General features: G+C 70.7%; 11 protein-coding genes. All 11 read left to right on the top strand.

Annotated features, from left to right (window positions below; translation table 11 throughout):
• Positions 1–31 precede the first annotated feature (31 nt).
• The 11 genes from alaS (at position 32) to ACEQ2X_RS06820 (ending at position 14968) form a co-directional block, all read left to right on the top strand.
• On the top strand, positions 32–2716 hold the full coding sequence (gene alaS / locus ACEQ2X_RS06870) for an alanine--tRNA ligase (RefSeq protein ID WP_370325052.1): 2685 nt from the start codon (positions 32–34) through the stop codon (positions 2714–2716).
• A gap of 14 nt (positions 2717–2730) precedes the next feature.
• On the top strand, positions 2731–3177 hold the full coding sequence (ruvX, locus tag ACEQ2X_RS06865; RefSeq protein ID WP_370325051.1) for a Holliday junction resolvase RuvX: 447 nt from the start codon (positions 2731–2733) through the stop codon (positions 3175–3177).
• The gene (mltG, locus tag ACEQ2X_RS06860; protein WP_370325050.1) at positions 3174–4223 is read left to right on the top strand and encodes an endolytic transglycosylase MltG; all 1050 of its coding nucleotides are present in this window, start codon (positions 3174–3176) and stop codon (positions 4221–4223) included. The genes ruvX and mltG overlap by 4 nt, the downstream gene beginning before the upstream one ends.
• 106 nt (positions 4224–4329) lie before the next feature.
• Positions 4330–5133, top strand: coding sequence for a shikimate dehydrogenase (locus ACEQ2X_RS06855; protein ID WP_370325049.1), 804 nt, complete (start codon positions 4330–4332; stop codon positions 5131–5133).
• A 42-nt stretch (positions 5134–5175) separates the two neighbouring features.
• Complete coding sequence (locus ACEQ2X_RS06850; RefSeq protein ID WP_370325048.1) at positions 5176–6324, top strand: DUF4388 domain-containing protein; 1149 nt, start codon at positions 5176–5178, stop codon at positions 6322–6324.
• A gap of 22 nt (positions 6325–6346) precedes the next feature.
• Positions 6347–6925 (top strand): hypothetical protein, encoded by a 579-nt coding sequence (locus ACEQ2X_RS06845; protein ID WP_370325047.1) that lies wholly within the window; start codon positions 6347–6349, stop codon positions 6923–6925.
• An 8-nt stretch (positions 6926–6933) separates the two neighbouring features.
• A complete protein-coding gene (locus tag ACEQ2X_RS06840; RefSeq protein WP_370325046.1) occupies positions 6934–8622 on the top strand; it encodes a GspE/PulE family protein in 1689 nt (562 codons plus the stop codon).
• Between the two features lie 339 nt (positions 8623–8961).
• Complete coding sequence (locus ACEQ2X_RS06835) at positions 8962–10656, top strand: PilT/PilU family type 4a pilus ATPase (protein ID WP_370325045.1); 1695 nt, start codon at positions 8962–8964, stop codon at positions 10654–10656.
• 55 nt (positions 10657–10711) lie between these two features.
• On the top strand, positions 10712–12454 hold the full coding sequence (locus tag ACEQ2X_RS06830) for a hypothetical protein (protein WP_370325044.1): 1743 nt from the start codon (positions 10712–10714) through the stop codon (positions 12452–12454).
• 1 nt (position 12455) lies between these two features.
• Positions 12456–13271, top strand: coding sequence for a type II secretion system protein J (locus ACEQ2X_RS06825; protein WP_370325043.1), 816 nt, complete (start codon positions 12456–12458; stop codon positions 13269–13271).
• Entirely contained in the window at positions 13268–14968 is a 1701-nt protein-coding gene (locus ACEQ2X_RS06820; protein WP_370325042.1) for a hypothetical protein, read from the top strand. Before ACEQ2X_RS06825 ends, ACEQ2X_RS06820 begins: the two co-directional genes overlap by 4 nt.
• The last annotated feature ends 29 nt before the right edge of the window (positions 14969–14997 follow it).

Raw genomic sequence — 14997 nt, 5'->3', positions numbered from 1 at the left:
CCGCCACGCTATGCCGCCTAGGCTTGCGGGGATGCAGACCGCCCAGATCCGCTCGTCCTTCCTGGAGTTCTTCCGGGCCCGCGACCACCGCGTGCTGCCCAGCGCCAGCCTGATCCCGCAGGACCCGACGCTGCTGCTGACCGTCGCCGGCATGGTCCCGTTCAAGCCCTACTTCCTGGGCGAGGCGACCCCCGAGCACCCGAGGGCGGCGACGATCCAGAAGGTCGCGCGGACCAACGACATCGAGAACGTCGGGCGGACGACCCGCCACCTCACGTTCTTCGAGATGCTGGGCAACTTCAGCTTCGGCGACTACTTCAAGGCCGAGGCGATCCGCTGGGCCTACGAGCTGTCGGTCACCCCGGCGTCCGAGGGCGGGCTGGGCTTCGACCCCGAGCGGCTGTGGGCGACGGTGTACGAGTCCGACGACGAGGCCGAGCAGCTGTGGCTGTCCGAGACCGACATCCCCGCGGCCCGGATCCAGCGGCGCGACGCGAAGGACAACTTCTGGTCCACCGGCGGGCCGGGCCCGTGCGGGCCGTGCACCGAGATCTTCTACGACCGCGGGCCGGAGCACGGTGCCGAGGGCGGACCGGTCGTCGACGAGACCCGGTACACCGAGTACTGGAACCTCGTGTTCATGCAGTACGAGACCGACGGGCGGGGCAACCCCGAGCTGAAGGGGTCGGACTCGATCGTCGGGACCCTCCCGAAGCAGAACGTCGACACCGGATCGGGCCTCGAGCGCGTCGCGATGCTGCTGCAGGACGTGCCGACCCTGTTCGACACCGACGAGTTCCGGCCGCTCGTGGACCTGGCCAGCGAGCTGACGTCCACGCCCTACACCGGCCAGTTCGGGGAGGGGGCGACACCCTCGGATGTCTGGCTGCGGGTGATCGCCGAGCACGCCCGCGCCACCGCCTTCCTCATCGGGGACGGGGTCCTGCCGGCCAACGAGGGCCGCGGTTACGTCCTCCGCCGCCTGCTGCGCCGGGTGGTCAACTCCGCCCGGAAGCTCGGGCTGGACGACCCGATCATGCCGACGATGACCGGTGCGGTCATCGACACCTACGGTGACCACTACCCGGACCTGAAGGCCCAGGCGACGCTGATCACCAAGGTCGCCCAGGCCGAGGAGGACACGTTCGCCGCGACCCTCCGCTCCGGCCTGTCGATGCTGGACAGCGCGATCGAGACCGCCAAGGCCACCGAGGGCTCCGCGCTCGACGCCCAGACCGCCTTCACCCTCCACGACACCTACGGCTTCCCCGTCGACCTGACCATCGAGATCGCCGCCGAGCAGGGCGTCACCCTCGACCGCGACGCGTTCGCCGAGCACATGGACGCCCAGCGGGCCCGCGCCCGCGCCGCGACGAAGGCCGGGCGCGAGGGCGTCAGCACCGACGTGTACAAGCAGGCCGCGTCCGCGGCCGGCGGCGTGGAGTTCACCGGCTACGAGCGGGAGTCCGACACCTCCGCGGTCGCGGCCCTGATCGCCGGCGGCGGGCTGGTCGACCGCGCCCAGGAGGGCGACGAGGTCCAGGTCGTCCTGCGCCGCACCCCCTTCTACGCCGAGGGCGGCGGCCAGCTCGGCGACCACGGTGTGATCACCACCCCGACCGGGCGCATCCAGGTCACCGACACCACGACCCCCGCCGAGGGGCTGATCGTCCACACCGGCACCGTCGTCGCGGGCGAGGTCGCCACCGGCGAGGACGCCGAGGCCGAGATCGACCACGACCGGCGCACCTCCATCCGCCGGGGGCACACCGCCACCCACATCCTCCACGCCACGATCCGCGAGATGCTCGGCGACCACGCCGCCCAGGCCGGCTCGGCGATCGACGCCGGCCACTTCCGCTTCGACTTCCCCCACTTCGAGGCGATCTCGAGCGACCAGCTGGCCGAGCTCGAGGGGTTGGTCAACGACCGCATCGCCGACAACCCCGAGGTGCAGACCCGCCTGATGAGCCAGGAGGAGGCCCGCAGCACCGGGGCGACCGCCCTGTTCGGGGAGAAGTACGGCGACACCGTCCGCGTCGTCACCATCGAGGAGTACTCGAAGGAGCTGTGCGGCGGCACCCACGTCCACTCCGCCGGCGAGGTTGGGCTGTTCACCGTCCTCGACGAGGGGTCGATCGCGAACAACGTCAGACGAATCCAGGCGCTGACCGGGCCAGAGGCGTTCGGGCACCTGTCGAAGGAGCGCCTGATCGCCCAGTCCGTCGCGCGGATCCTGAAGGTGCCGTCCGAGGACGTGCCCGCCCGCGTCGAGGAGCTGATGGCGCGGGTCCGCGATGTCGAGAAGCAGCTCGCGAGGGCCCGTGAGGAGGCCGTCCTGGCCCAGGCCGACCAGCTGCTCGCCGATGCCGAGGCCGTGGGCGACGCCCGCGTGGTGTCCGGCGTGATCGCCGGCGCGGACCACGACGCGCTCCGCACCCTCGCCCTCGACCTGCGCAACCGCATCGGCCGCGGTGCGGTGGTGCTGGGGACGATGAAGGCCGACGGCAAGGCCCAGCTCCTCGCCGCGCTGTCCGCCGACGTCGTGGAGGCGGGCACCCAGGCCGCCGACGTGCTGCGGCCCGGCGCCACGGTCGTCGGGGGCGGCGCGGGCGGGACGGGCGACGACGCCCAGGCCGGCGGCAAGGACGGCTCGAAGGTCGCCGAGGCCGTCCAGGTCGCCGCCGCCGAGGCCCGGTCGCGCCTGCAGGCCTGACCGTGACGGTCGGCGTGACCCGGCCGGGTCGGGTGCTCGGGGTCGACCCGGGCACCACGCGGATCGGCCTGGCGGTCAGCGACCCCGACCGGCTGGTCGCCACCCCGCACTCGACGGTGGCCGGTGGGCGGGGTGCGGCGCAGCGGGTGAAGGCCGTCCACGACGACCTCGGCTGCGTGGCCGTGGTGGTGGGCTTGCCACGATCCCTCGCGGGGCGGAAGACTGGTTCGACGCAGATGGCCGAGGCGCTGGCCGACCAGCTCCGGCAGGTCGGGGCGGTGGTGCACCTGCACGACGAGCGGCTCACCAGCGTCCAGGCGGACCGGGTGCTGCGCGCGTCGGGCAAGACCACCCGCCAGACCAAGGGCTACAAGGACCAGGTCGCGGCCAGCGTCCTGCTGCAATCCTGGCTGGACAGCCGCCCCCCGACGACTCCGACAAGCGAGCCGCCACCCCCATGACCAACTCCTCAAAGGTGTTCCTCGTCTTCCTGATCGCCCTGATCGGGGGCGGGTACTACGCCTTCCAGCAGTGGAACGCCGGCCTGGGAGGCGGCGACGAGGTCGCGCTCGCCGACGGGCCCGTGACGCTGACGATCCCCGAGGGCACCGGCGCCCGCGAGGTCGCCCAGATCCTCGAGGACAACGGCGTCGTCGCCTCCGCCAGCGCGTTCACCGCCTCGGCGTCCATCGGCGGCCGGGCCAGCCAGATCAAGCCGGGCACCTACACCCTGGACCCCCAGGCCAGCACCGACGACCTGCTCGACCAACTCGTCGCCGGGCCGGCCGGGGCGGAGGTGTTCCGGGTCACCATCCCCGAGGGCCTGACCGTCCCACAGACCCTCGAGCGGATCGCCGACGCCGAGGGGTCGCCGTTCACCGTCGAGCAGCTCCGCGAGGCGCTGGCGCTGGTCGCCATCCCCGAGTGGGTGCCGCCGGACCGCGAGCTGCCCGACGGCGCCGAGGCGTTCGAGGGGCTGCTGTTCCCCAACACCTACGAGTTCACGGTGGAGGAGGCCCCCGAGCAGGTCCTGACCCGCCTGGTGCAGGAGACCGACGCGGTGGTGAACGAGGTCGGCGCGGCGTCCCGCAACGGCCTGTCGCTGTACGAGACCCTGACCCTCGGCTCGCTGATCGAGCGGGAGGCTCGCGTCGCCGACGAGCGCCCGGTCATCTCCTCGGTCATCCACAACCGGATCGAGGACGGCATCGCCCTCAACATCGATGCCACCGTCGTCTACGGGATCACGATCGCGACGGGTGAGCGGCCCGACCGGCTGCTGACCGAGGACTACTCCTTCGACACGCCGTGGTCGACGTACGTGTACCCGGGCCTGCCGCCCACGCCGATCTCCGGGGTCGGCCGCGCGTCGCTCGAGGCCGCCGCCGGACCGGCGGACACCGGCTTCTACTACTACGTCGTCGAGAACCCCGAGACCGGCGAGCACCGGTTCTCCGAGACCCTCGAGGAGCACAACCAGGCCATCGCCGAGATCCGCGGCGGGTAGGGAGCGGCGTCGTGGCGCGGATCGGTGGCGTCGCCGTGCACGCCCGTCGGTGTGTCGGTACGCCCATCATGTTGACGGGCGTACCGACACACTGGGGTGCAGGGCCATGACCGACGCGGCCACGCGACTGCTGTGCGTGCTCGGCCACCCGGTGGGGCACTCGATCTCGCCGCAGCTGCACTCCGCGGCGATCGCCGCGGCCGGGCTGAACGCGGTGTACCTGGCCTTCGACGTCGCCCCGGAGGGGTTCACGGCGGCCATCGAGGGGCTCGTCGCCCTCGGGTTCCTCGGCGCCAACGTGACGATCCCGCACAAGGCCGCCGCGCTGGCGATCGCCGAGACCGCCACCGAGGAGGCCGAGTTCATCGGCGCGGCCAACACCCTCTACTGGGACGCCGACGGGCGGCTGGCGGCCGACAACACCGACGCGGCCGGGCTGATGGCCGTCCTGGGCGAATGCGGGGTGACCGCGGGTGACCCTGTGACGCTGTTCGGCGCCGGCGGGGCCGCCCGTGCCGCCGCCGTCGCGCTGGGCCGGATCGGCGCCGCGGTCCGGGTCGAAGCGCGACGCGCGGACGCCGCGGCCGACGTCGAGGCGCTGGCCCGGCGGGCGGGCGGGCAGATGGCGGACGACGACCCGCCGCGGGTGGTCGTGAACGCGACCCCGCTGGGCAGGCACGGCGAGCGGCTGCCGGAGGAGCTGATGGGGTTGGGGGAGGGGCAGGTGGCCCTCGACCTCAACTACGGGCCGGCGTCCCCGTTCCTCACCGAGGCCGGTCGTCGGGGGGCCGTCGCGGTCGACGGGATCGGCATGTTGGTCGGGCAGGCCGAGGCGGCGTTCGCCCGGTGGACCGGCCAGGCCCCGCCGGAGGGGGTGATGTGGGCAGCGGCTGCTCAAGTCGGGCCCTGAGGGTGCCGATGTCGAGTCCGTCCGCCCACGGAAAGGTCCACAATGCTCGCGGGGTCGCTGACCGAGTTCTCCCTGCCCGACGTCTTCGGTCTGCTCGCGACGACGCGGAAGACCGGTGTGCTGCACGTCTCTCACGACGATGTCCAGGGGCGGATCTGGATCAGCCAGGGCGACATCGCGTTCGCGGTCGCCGACGTCACCCGCGCCCCGCTGGCCGCCCGGCTGGTCCACAGCGGTGAGCTGGACGTCGACGCGGTCGCCGACGTCGTGCGCGCACACGCGCGCGAGGACGAGGGGTCGGGGGACGTGGGGTCGGGGGATGTCGCCGCCGCGCTGGCCGACGCGGGCATCGCCGCTGACCGCGCGGCCGAACTGATCCGCGACCAGGTGACCGACGCGGTGGTGGAGCTCGCGCGGTGGGCCGCGGGCCAGTTCAGCTTCGACGCGGGCGCAGAGGTCGCCCCCACGGCCACCGGGCTGGCCACGACCGAGGTGCTCGACGCCGTCCGCGACCGGCTGGCCACCTGGGAGCAGCTCGCCGCCGAGGTGCCCGCGGACGACCAGGTCCTGGTCGCGGTGTGCCGTCCCCCGCTGGCCGCCTCCGGCACGATCGAGCTGGACGCCGAGCAGTGGCGGATCCTCACCCTCGTCGACGGCACCCGCACCGTGGCCGACCTGGTCCGCCTCAGCGGCCAGAGCCGGCTCGTCGTCGCCCAGCGTCTCGCCGAGATGGTCGCCGACGGCCTGATCGCGCCCACCGACGAGGACGGGACCGACGCCTCGGCCGCGCACCGCGAGGCCGCGCTGGCCGCTCTGGAGCACGATCTGCTCGGCGCCCCCGCGCCGGACGACGCGCCGACGTCGCCTGCGCCGGCCAGCCCCGCCCCCTCGCGTCGCGCTGCGGTCGCCGCCGCGCTCGAGGGCGAGGGTGTGGAGGAGCCGGCGGTCGACGACGAGGTGGACGTCGAGGCGGTGGTGGCCGTTGACGACGGGGATGTCGAGGACGCGGACGACGCGGACGATGTCGAGGGGGCGGATGGGGGAGCGGACGCGGTCGTGCCGCGGTGGGGGCCGCCCGGCTCGCCACTGGCCGCCGCCAGGGCCGAGACGTCGGCGGACGGGACCGACGCCCCGCCGACGGTCAGCTCCGACCTGCTCACCCGGTTGATCGAGGGTGTCCGGGGTGGCTGAGGTGTCCGGGGAGGCTGGGGCGGTGACCGCGCCCACCCTGACCGTGGTGGTGACGGGTCCCTACGGCGCGGGTAAGACGACGTTCATCCAGACGTTGTCCGACACCGCCGTCACGCGGGCCGAGCCGCGCGCCGCCCTGGACCTCGACGACGACGACCCGGCCGCCCTCGCCATGGACGTGGGCCGCATGCACGTGGACGACGGCCTCGACGTCGAGCTGCTCGGCACCGCCGGCCACCCCCGGCTGGACCCCTTGTGGGCGGCGCTGGGCGAGGGGACCCTCGGGGTCGTGATCATGGTCGACGACACCCGCCCGGACTCCTTCGACGAGGTCGCCGACGTCATCGAGCAGGTCGAGGCCGCCTCCGACCTCCCGTGGATCCTGCTGGTCAACAAGGTCCTCCCCGGACGCGAGGAGCTGTCCGCCCGCCGCGCCCACCACCAGCTGCGCCTGGCCGCCGAGGTGCGGTCCGTCGCCGGTGACGCCCGGAACCCCGAATCGGCACGCCACATGCTCGTCGAGCTCTTCGAGGCCGCCCGCGACCGCCTGGCGGTCGGCGTGGACGGCGGTGCCGCCGACCCGACCGCCGGGAGGTCGTGACCCCGCCCGTGCAGTCCACCCGACAGCTCGCTGACGTCCTCCTCGACGAGGGCCTGATCTCGGCGGAGGACCTCGCCGCAGCTCGTGAGGAGCAGCAGCGCCGCGGCCGCTCCCTCGGCCGGGTCCTGATCGAGATGGGCCTATTCACCGAGGCCGGCCTGGTCAGCGCGCTCGCCACCCACCTCGGCCTCGAGTTCGTCGAGCTCGAGGGCGAGGACGTCGACCACGTCGCCGCCAGCCTGGTGCCCGAGGCGATGTGCCGGCGCTACAGCGTCTTCCCGTTCGGCTTCACCGACGGCTGGATCCTGAAGGTCGCGATGAGCGATCCCTCCAACGTCATCGCACTGGACGACCTGCGGACCGTCTGCGACCGCGAGATCCAGCCCGTCGTCGCCACCCGCTCGGACATCACCGCGGCGCTCGACCGGTACGCGGCGATGGGCGGGGACTCCGTCGCCCAGCTCGGCAGCGACCTCGAGGTCGGGCACGAGGACGACGAGCTCACCGCCATCGAGGACGCCGGCGTCGACGACGCGCCGATCGTCAAGTTCGTCAACGCGCTGATCAGCCAGGCGGTGGGGGACCGGGCCTCGGACATCCACATCGAGCCGCAGGAGACCGAGGTGCGGGTCCGCTACCGCATCGACGGCGTGCTCCACGAGATCACCACGCAGTCGCGGAAGATCCACGCCGGCGTGGTCAGCCGCCTGAAGATCATGGCGGACCTCGACATCGCCGAGCGGCGGGTCCCCCAAGACGGGCGCATCTCGATCCGGGTGGCGTCGAAGAACATCGACCTGCGCGTCTCGACCCTGCCGACGGTGTACGGCGAGAAGGTCGTCATGCGGATCCTGGACAAGTCCTCGATCCTGCTCGACCTGTCCGACCTGGGCTTCACCGAGCACAACTACAAGCTGTTCAGCGAGTCCTTCACCAAGCCCTACGGGCTGATCCTGGTCACCGGCCCGACCGGGTCGGGGAAGTCGACCACCCTGTACGCGACCCTGAACAAGATCTCGCGGCCCGAGATCAACATCGTCACCACCGAGGACCCCGTCGAGTACCGCCTGCCGGGCATCAGCCAGGTGCAGGTGAACAAGAAGGCCGGGCTGACGTTCTCGATGGCGCTGCGGTCGATCCTGCGCCAGGACCCCGACGTCGTGCTGGTCGGTGAGATGCGCGACCACGAGACCGCACAGATCGGGCTGGAGGCCGCGTTGACCGGTCACCTGGTGCTGTCGACGTTGCACACGAACGACGCCCCGTCGGCGGTGACCCGCCTGACCGAGATGGGCGTCGACCCGTTCCTGGTCGCCTCCGCCGCCGACTGCGTGCTGGCCCAGCGGTTGGCGCGCCGGCTGTGCAGCAAGTGCAAGGAGCAGTACCAGCCGACCCTGTCCGAGCTCCGCGCCGCCGGCCTGCCGATCGAGGAGGCCGACCTCGACCGCTTCCCGCCCCTCTTCCGGCCAGTCGGGTGCTCGCACTGCGGGAGCACCGGGTACCGGGGGCGGCTGGCGATCCACGAGATCATGCGGGTCAACGAGGAGATCGAGCGGCTGATCGTCCAGAAGGCGTCGACCGACGAGATCTCGAAGGCCGCGGAGGCCAACGGCCTGCACTCCCTCCGCGAGGACGGGCTCCACAAGGTCCTCTTGGGCCAGACCACGCTCGAGGAGATCGGACGCGTGGTCGTCTGAGGGGGGTCGGAGCCCACGCCTCGAGGTCTGTCAGGTGGGTGGGAGGTCGAGCGGTCTGTCAGGTTCGTTCCGGTCCACGCAACGAAGGCGACAGACCTCCGGTGGATCGACGGCCCCCGCGTCGAGGTCTGTCAGGTTCGTTCCGATCCGCGAGACGAAGGCGACAGACCATCCCCGGGACCCGGTCGGACCGCCTCCAGGCGGTACCGCGCTGTCCCGTCCACGCGGAAACGGTCAAGTCCGGTGCCCTCCCGGCCGATGAGGTCTCTGACGACCCGGTCGCGCACCGGGTGATGACCGTTCGCACCGACGACCACGGCCGTGACTGTGGGGAGACGCATGACTCAGTCCTTGGGAGATGTCCTGGTCCAGCACGGGGTCCTGACCCCCGAGCGGCTGGAGCAGGCCGAGCACATCCGGATGGCCAACGGGACCAGCCTGGGCCGGACCCTCATCGAGCTGAACATGGCGACCGAGGCGCAGATCGTCGGTGCGGTCGCCACCCAGATCGGCCTGCCGTTCGTCGACGTCAAGCCGGGATCGGTCGACCCCTCCGCCGCCCGCCTCCTGCCCCGCGACGTCGCGCGGCAGCTCATGGCCCTGCCGGGGCAGTTCGGGCAGTGTGACAGCGTCCTGGTGGCCCTGGCCGACCCGGCCAACTCCGCCGCGCTGTCACAGGTCGCCGCGATCACCGGGCTGGAGGCCCACCCGGCCCTCGCGGTCAAGGACGCCCTCGCCGAGGCGATCGAGCACCTCGCGGACGCTGACGCCGACGGCACCGTGCAGCTCCCCGTCGACGGTGCAGGCCAGCCGGCCGGTCCCGGGTTCGACGGCGCCGCCGCCCCGGCGGAGCCCCCCGCGGGGCTGAGCATGGCCGCGGCGTCCACGCCCACCGGACCGACCGCCGCCCCCGAGCGGCGCGAGAGCGCGATGCAGGAGAGCAAGCGACTCGCCTACGAGCAGTCCCTCGGCTTCGACCTCGAGGCGGCCCTCATCGAGCTGGTCAACCGCGGCGGATCGGACCTCCACCTCACTGTCGGCATCCCCCCGGCGATCCGGGTCCACGGCGAGCTCGAGCACCTCCCCGACGTGCCCGTCCTCGAGCCGGACATGCTCCGCAACGCGCTGTACTCGATCATGACGCAGAAGCAGCGCGAGATCTTCGAGAACGAGCTCGAGCTCGACATGTCGCACTCCATCCCGGGGTACGGCCGCTTCCGCGTCAACATCTTCCAGCAGCGCGAGGCCATCGGCTCGGTCATGCGTGTGATCCCCTTCGAGATCAAGCCGCTCGAGGAGCTCGGCATCCCCGCCCAGGTGAGCAACTTCGCGTTCATGCCGCGCGGGCTCGTGCTCGTGACCGGCCCGACGGGTTCGGGCAAGTCGACGACCCTCGCATCGCTGATCGACATCGTGAACCGCGAGCGCGCCCAACACATCATGACCGTCGAGGACCCGATCGAGTTCCTCCACCACCACAAGAAGTCGGTGGTGAACCAGCGCGAGCTCGGCCAGGACACCCACAGCTTCGCTCAGGCGCTGAAGCACGTCCTGCGCCAGGATCCCGACGTCATCCTCGTCGGGGAGATGCGCGACCTCGAGACCATCCAGCTGGCGATCACCGCCGCGGAGACCGGTCACCTCGTCTTCGGCACGCTCCACACCCAGGACGCCCCGCAGACCATCGACCGCATCATCGACGTGTTCCCGCCCCACCAGCAGGAGCAGATCCGCGTGATGCTGTCGAACGCCCTGAATGGCGTCGTCACCCAGCAGCTGCTCAAGCGCTCCAACGGGTCGGGGCGCGCTGTCGCGGTCGAGGTGATGGTCGCCACGCCGGCCATCAAGAACCTGATCCGCGAGGGCAAGACCCACCAGATGTACTCCTCGATCCAGGCGGGCAAGCAGCACGGGATGATCGCGATGGACCAGTCCCTCGCGGAGCTCGTGAACCGCGGGATCGTCACCTACAACCACGCGATCGAGCGCTGCGCCAACGTGGCGGACTTCAACCGCCTCTGCGGGCGTGCGTGACATCGTTCGAATTGCGCTCAAGTCGGACGGGGCACCGGACGATCAAGAGGGGGACATGGGCACGTTGATCTTGGCGCTGCGCCGCCGCGTTGCTGAGGACGATCGAGGCATCTCGATCGTCGAGGTCATGGTGGCCATCACGCTGCTGGCGGTGACGATGGCCGCGACGGCCTCCGGCGTGGTGCGCTCGCTGCAGGTCGCGAGCGACAGCCGGAACACCGTGGTCGCGGCGAACATCGCGCAGTTCGAGTTGGAGCGCCTCCGCTCGATCCCCTTCGCCGACTGGGTGACCTCGATCCGCGACGGATCCCAGTCAGACACCCTGACGACGACGTTCAACGCGACCGGCCCGAACGGCATCCCGTACCAGGTCTACCGGGAGGCGAACTGGGTCGCCGTCGACTCGGAGACGACGGACTGCTCGGTCTTCGGGACCGGCGAGGGGGAGGCGGACTACGTCCGCGTCCGCCAGGTCGTCACCTTCCCCGATCAACCTGACCTCGCCCCTGTGGAGAACGTCACGGTCATCACCCCGCGACTCGACGACTCCGATGCCTACACCGGGCACCTCGCGGTGATGGTCCGCGATCGCGACGGGGTCGGGACCCAGGGCCACACCGTGCGCATCCAGGGTGCGGCGGGGGTTGAGTTGGCTACCACGGACACCGCCGGCTGCGCGTTCTTCGCCCTGCTCCCGGTCGATCCGGACGATCCGACCGACAACGAGTACGAGATCACGATCGACACGGCCGGGTACGTCGACCGGGTCACGAAGGTCCAGGCGATCGACTACACGGCCGTGGTCAGCGCTCAGTCGACGACCGTCGTGGAGTTCTCCTACGACGAGGCGGTCAGCTACGACCTGTTCCCGACCTTCGCGGCCGCACCCTTCCCGAACTGCGTCGCCCAGCGGGTTGAGTTCGCCGCCCCGAACGGCGCCGATGACCCGACCGCCTACGCGGCCCAGGATCCGGAGCCACCGACCTACCGACCGGTCCAGCAGGCCATCGAATGCCGGCGGAACGGAACCGCCCTGGATGTGAACGGGAACCTCGATGTGCCGAGCGATGGGGTACCACCATGGCAGGCGTTCCTGCCGTACAACATCGCCTACACGATCTACAACCCGTCCACGGATTTCTCCCCGATCGGCCGGGTGACGACCTATCCGTCACTGGTCCAGAGCGCCATCCCTGACGCGAGCTCGGTCGCTCGGCCGGACGGTGAGATCTGCGGGCTGTTCAACCAGACCACGGGCGCGTGCGAGTCGCGCGTGCTGTTCCCCTACACCGGCGGGTACACGGTCCACCCGGGGCGGTGCCCGGCCACCGATCCGGTCGTGGCCTTCGGCGCATCCGGCCGACAGGCCCTCGATGCCGAGCCCGGTACGGACCATGGGATCGAGGTCCCCATGGCGTTGGTGACCGTGACGACGGCCCGGCCGGGCCCTGGTGGGCTCACCGACATCCAGACAGTGGCGAACGCCGATGTGTACATCGACATGCGTGACACCACCAACTGCCCGAACGGCGAACGGCTCTACCTCGGTCGCAGCAATGCCCAGGGGCAGCTGAAGGCCCTCGTGCCCTACGGCAGCTGGGTCTTCCACTGGGACAACCCGAACGTCGCCGGGACCGGCGTCCCGACCACGCCGTTCAACTGCAACTCGGTGCTGGCCGAGGGTCGCCCCTACGTCTGCCACACGATCCACCCCGCCGGCACCGGAGCGACCGGGGGCCCGTCTGCGGGCTACGTCGTCTACGCCGGCGAAGGCGACTTGATCTATGGAGGGCCGTGAGGTGCGACGGCTGGCACGCGACGAGGGCGGGTTCACCCTGACCGAGCTCCTGGTCAGCATCTCGCTGATGGCCTTGGTCTCCTCGGCGATCATCGCCTCGACGGTCGCAGTCCAGCGCAACCTGGGTGCGGCGAACGCCACCATGAACGACCTCCGCACGGCCAGGTTGGCCGTCGACCGCGTCGGGAGCCTGCTCCGTGGCGCGGTCAGCATCGACGGCACGCTCAGCGACGCCACCGAGGCGATCACCGCTGGCACGGCGAGCTCGGTCACCTTCTACAGCTCAACCGATCGCGCCGCGGACCTCGACACCAACACGGTCTACAACCCCGTGCGGGTCCAGATCGTCGTCGAGCAACAGCCCGACGACGGCCAGTGGGACCTCATCGAGCGCATCTGGTACCCGACGGCGGCCACGGACCGGGTTGACCAGGGCACGCCGGTCTACCCCTCGATGTCGTCGCCCACCCAGCAGCGGACCATCGTGCGCGACCTCGCCAGCACGGACGTGTTCACCTACTGGACGCACTACGGGGATGACCTCGATGCCGGTGGCGGCGAGAGCAACGCGGCATCCAGGTGCGGCGTCCGCCTCACACCGGCTCTCGACGCCGCCGAGCGGCGCGCGGTCGACAGCGTCAGCTTCCGCCTGGTCATCCAGGAGCCGACGGGCTACGAGTCCTCCCCCGCGGACCTGCAGGGCTGGGCGCGGTTCGCCTCGGCTCGCGACGTCGGGTTCTCGCCGACGCTCGACTCCGCCGGCTGCGTCGAGATCAACGGCTTCGCGTATGAAGAGGCGTACGAGGTATCCCCATGAGACGTGTGATGTCCCAGGAGGAGGGATCGGCGCTGATCGTCGTGATGGCTGTGACAGGGATCCTGTCGCTGCTCGTGACGGTCTCCTTCGCGGTCGCGCGCGACTCCCTCGCCGTGGCAGACGAGGAGCAGAACGTCCACGCCGCGCTGGCTGCCGCCGAGGCCGGGCTGGACGACTACCTGTTCCGCCTCAACAACCGCGACGAGTACTGGCAGTACACCAGTGCCAACCCCCCCGCGGCACCGGACGAGAACCGGGCGTTCACGCAGTTCGTCACAATCGCCGGAGGTGACACCGACACCAACCTCGTCGAGGGGATCGGGATGTACACCTACGACGTCGACAACGACGAGCTCGAGTCGACGGGCGTGCTGCGGGTGCGGGTCACGGGGTGTGCGCCCGGACCGTGTGGAGATCCGGACAGCGGACCTTCGGATGCGCAGACGTGGCGGACCATCCAGGCGGAGGTGACCCAGGAATCCTTCCTCGACTACCTCTACTTCACCAACTACGAGACCCTGGCGCCCCTGGCGTACGTGTCGTACTCGTCCAACACGTCGATGCGCGAACAGCTCATCCAGTGGGCGACGAACAACTGTGCCCGCCGCCGCTGGCAGCGTGAGCGTCCCACCACGGGGCGGCCCGACGATACGCGGTACGGGTGCACCGAGATCTACTGGGGTGGCCAGGACGTCGTCAACGGCCCCTTCCACACCAACGACAGGTTCCGGCTGAACGGCAACGCCACCTGGGAGGGAACTGCGAGCAACAGCGATCCCCGGACGCCGGCCTACGACACCACGAACGGCGCACGGCCGAACTTCAACGGTGGGTCGCTGCGGTACCGCGAGCCCTTGGAGATGCCGCCGACGAACACCGTGATCAAGGTCGAGGCGGATCACCTGACCAACGCCTCGGCCGAGGGGTGCCTCTTCACCGGACCGACCGAGATCCGCATGAACGCGAACGGCACGCTGACTGTCGAGAGCCCCTACACGAAGGACTCCGGCCCCGGGTGCGGCACGTGGACGAACGGCGTGGACCCCGCGCAGACCATCCCGATCCCGGACAACGGCGTCATCTTCGTCCAGGAGATCCCGACGAGCACCTCGAACCCCAACTACTCAGCCACCTGCTTCGCCGGCAATGGCAACGGCCTCGGGTACCCGCGCTCGAACGACGTGCCGACACTTCCGTACAACTGCCGCGCCGGTGACGCCTTCGTCGAGGGGACGCTGGACGGGCGCCTCACGATCGCGAGTGCCAACAACATCATCATCACGTGGCACATCGACTACGAGGACGAGGCGGACGACATGCTCGGCCTGGTGGCACAGGACTTCGTGCAGGTGTACCACCCCGTCAACTCCTCGGGCACCAACCTCAACGCCCTGCCCAACCACAACGCCACCTTCACGAACGCCCGGATCGATGCCGCGATCCTGTCGGTGACGAACTCCTTCTTCGTCCAGAGCTGGGGGAGGGGGAACGCGCTCGGGGAGCTGTCGGTCAACGGCGCCATCGCACAGGTGTACCGCGGCCCGGTCGGATCGGGTTCCGGGTACAGCGTCTCCACGGGCTACAACAAGGACTACAACTACGACAACCGGTTGTCGTTCACGAACCCGCCCCATTTCATCGACCCCATCGCGGCCAGCTGGCGGGTCTCGCGCTTCGCAGAGGAGCTGAACGGCTGATGCCGGCGCTCAACCACCACAGGAGGGTC

It is taken from the genome of Euzebya sp. (genome assembly GCF_964222135.1).
Taxonomy (GTDB): domain Bacteria; phylum Actinomycetota; class Nitriliruptoria; order Euzebyales; family Euzebyaceae; genus Euzebya.
Note: the sequence above shows the minus strand (reverse complement) of the source record. Positions and strands in the feature narration are given on the sequence as shown.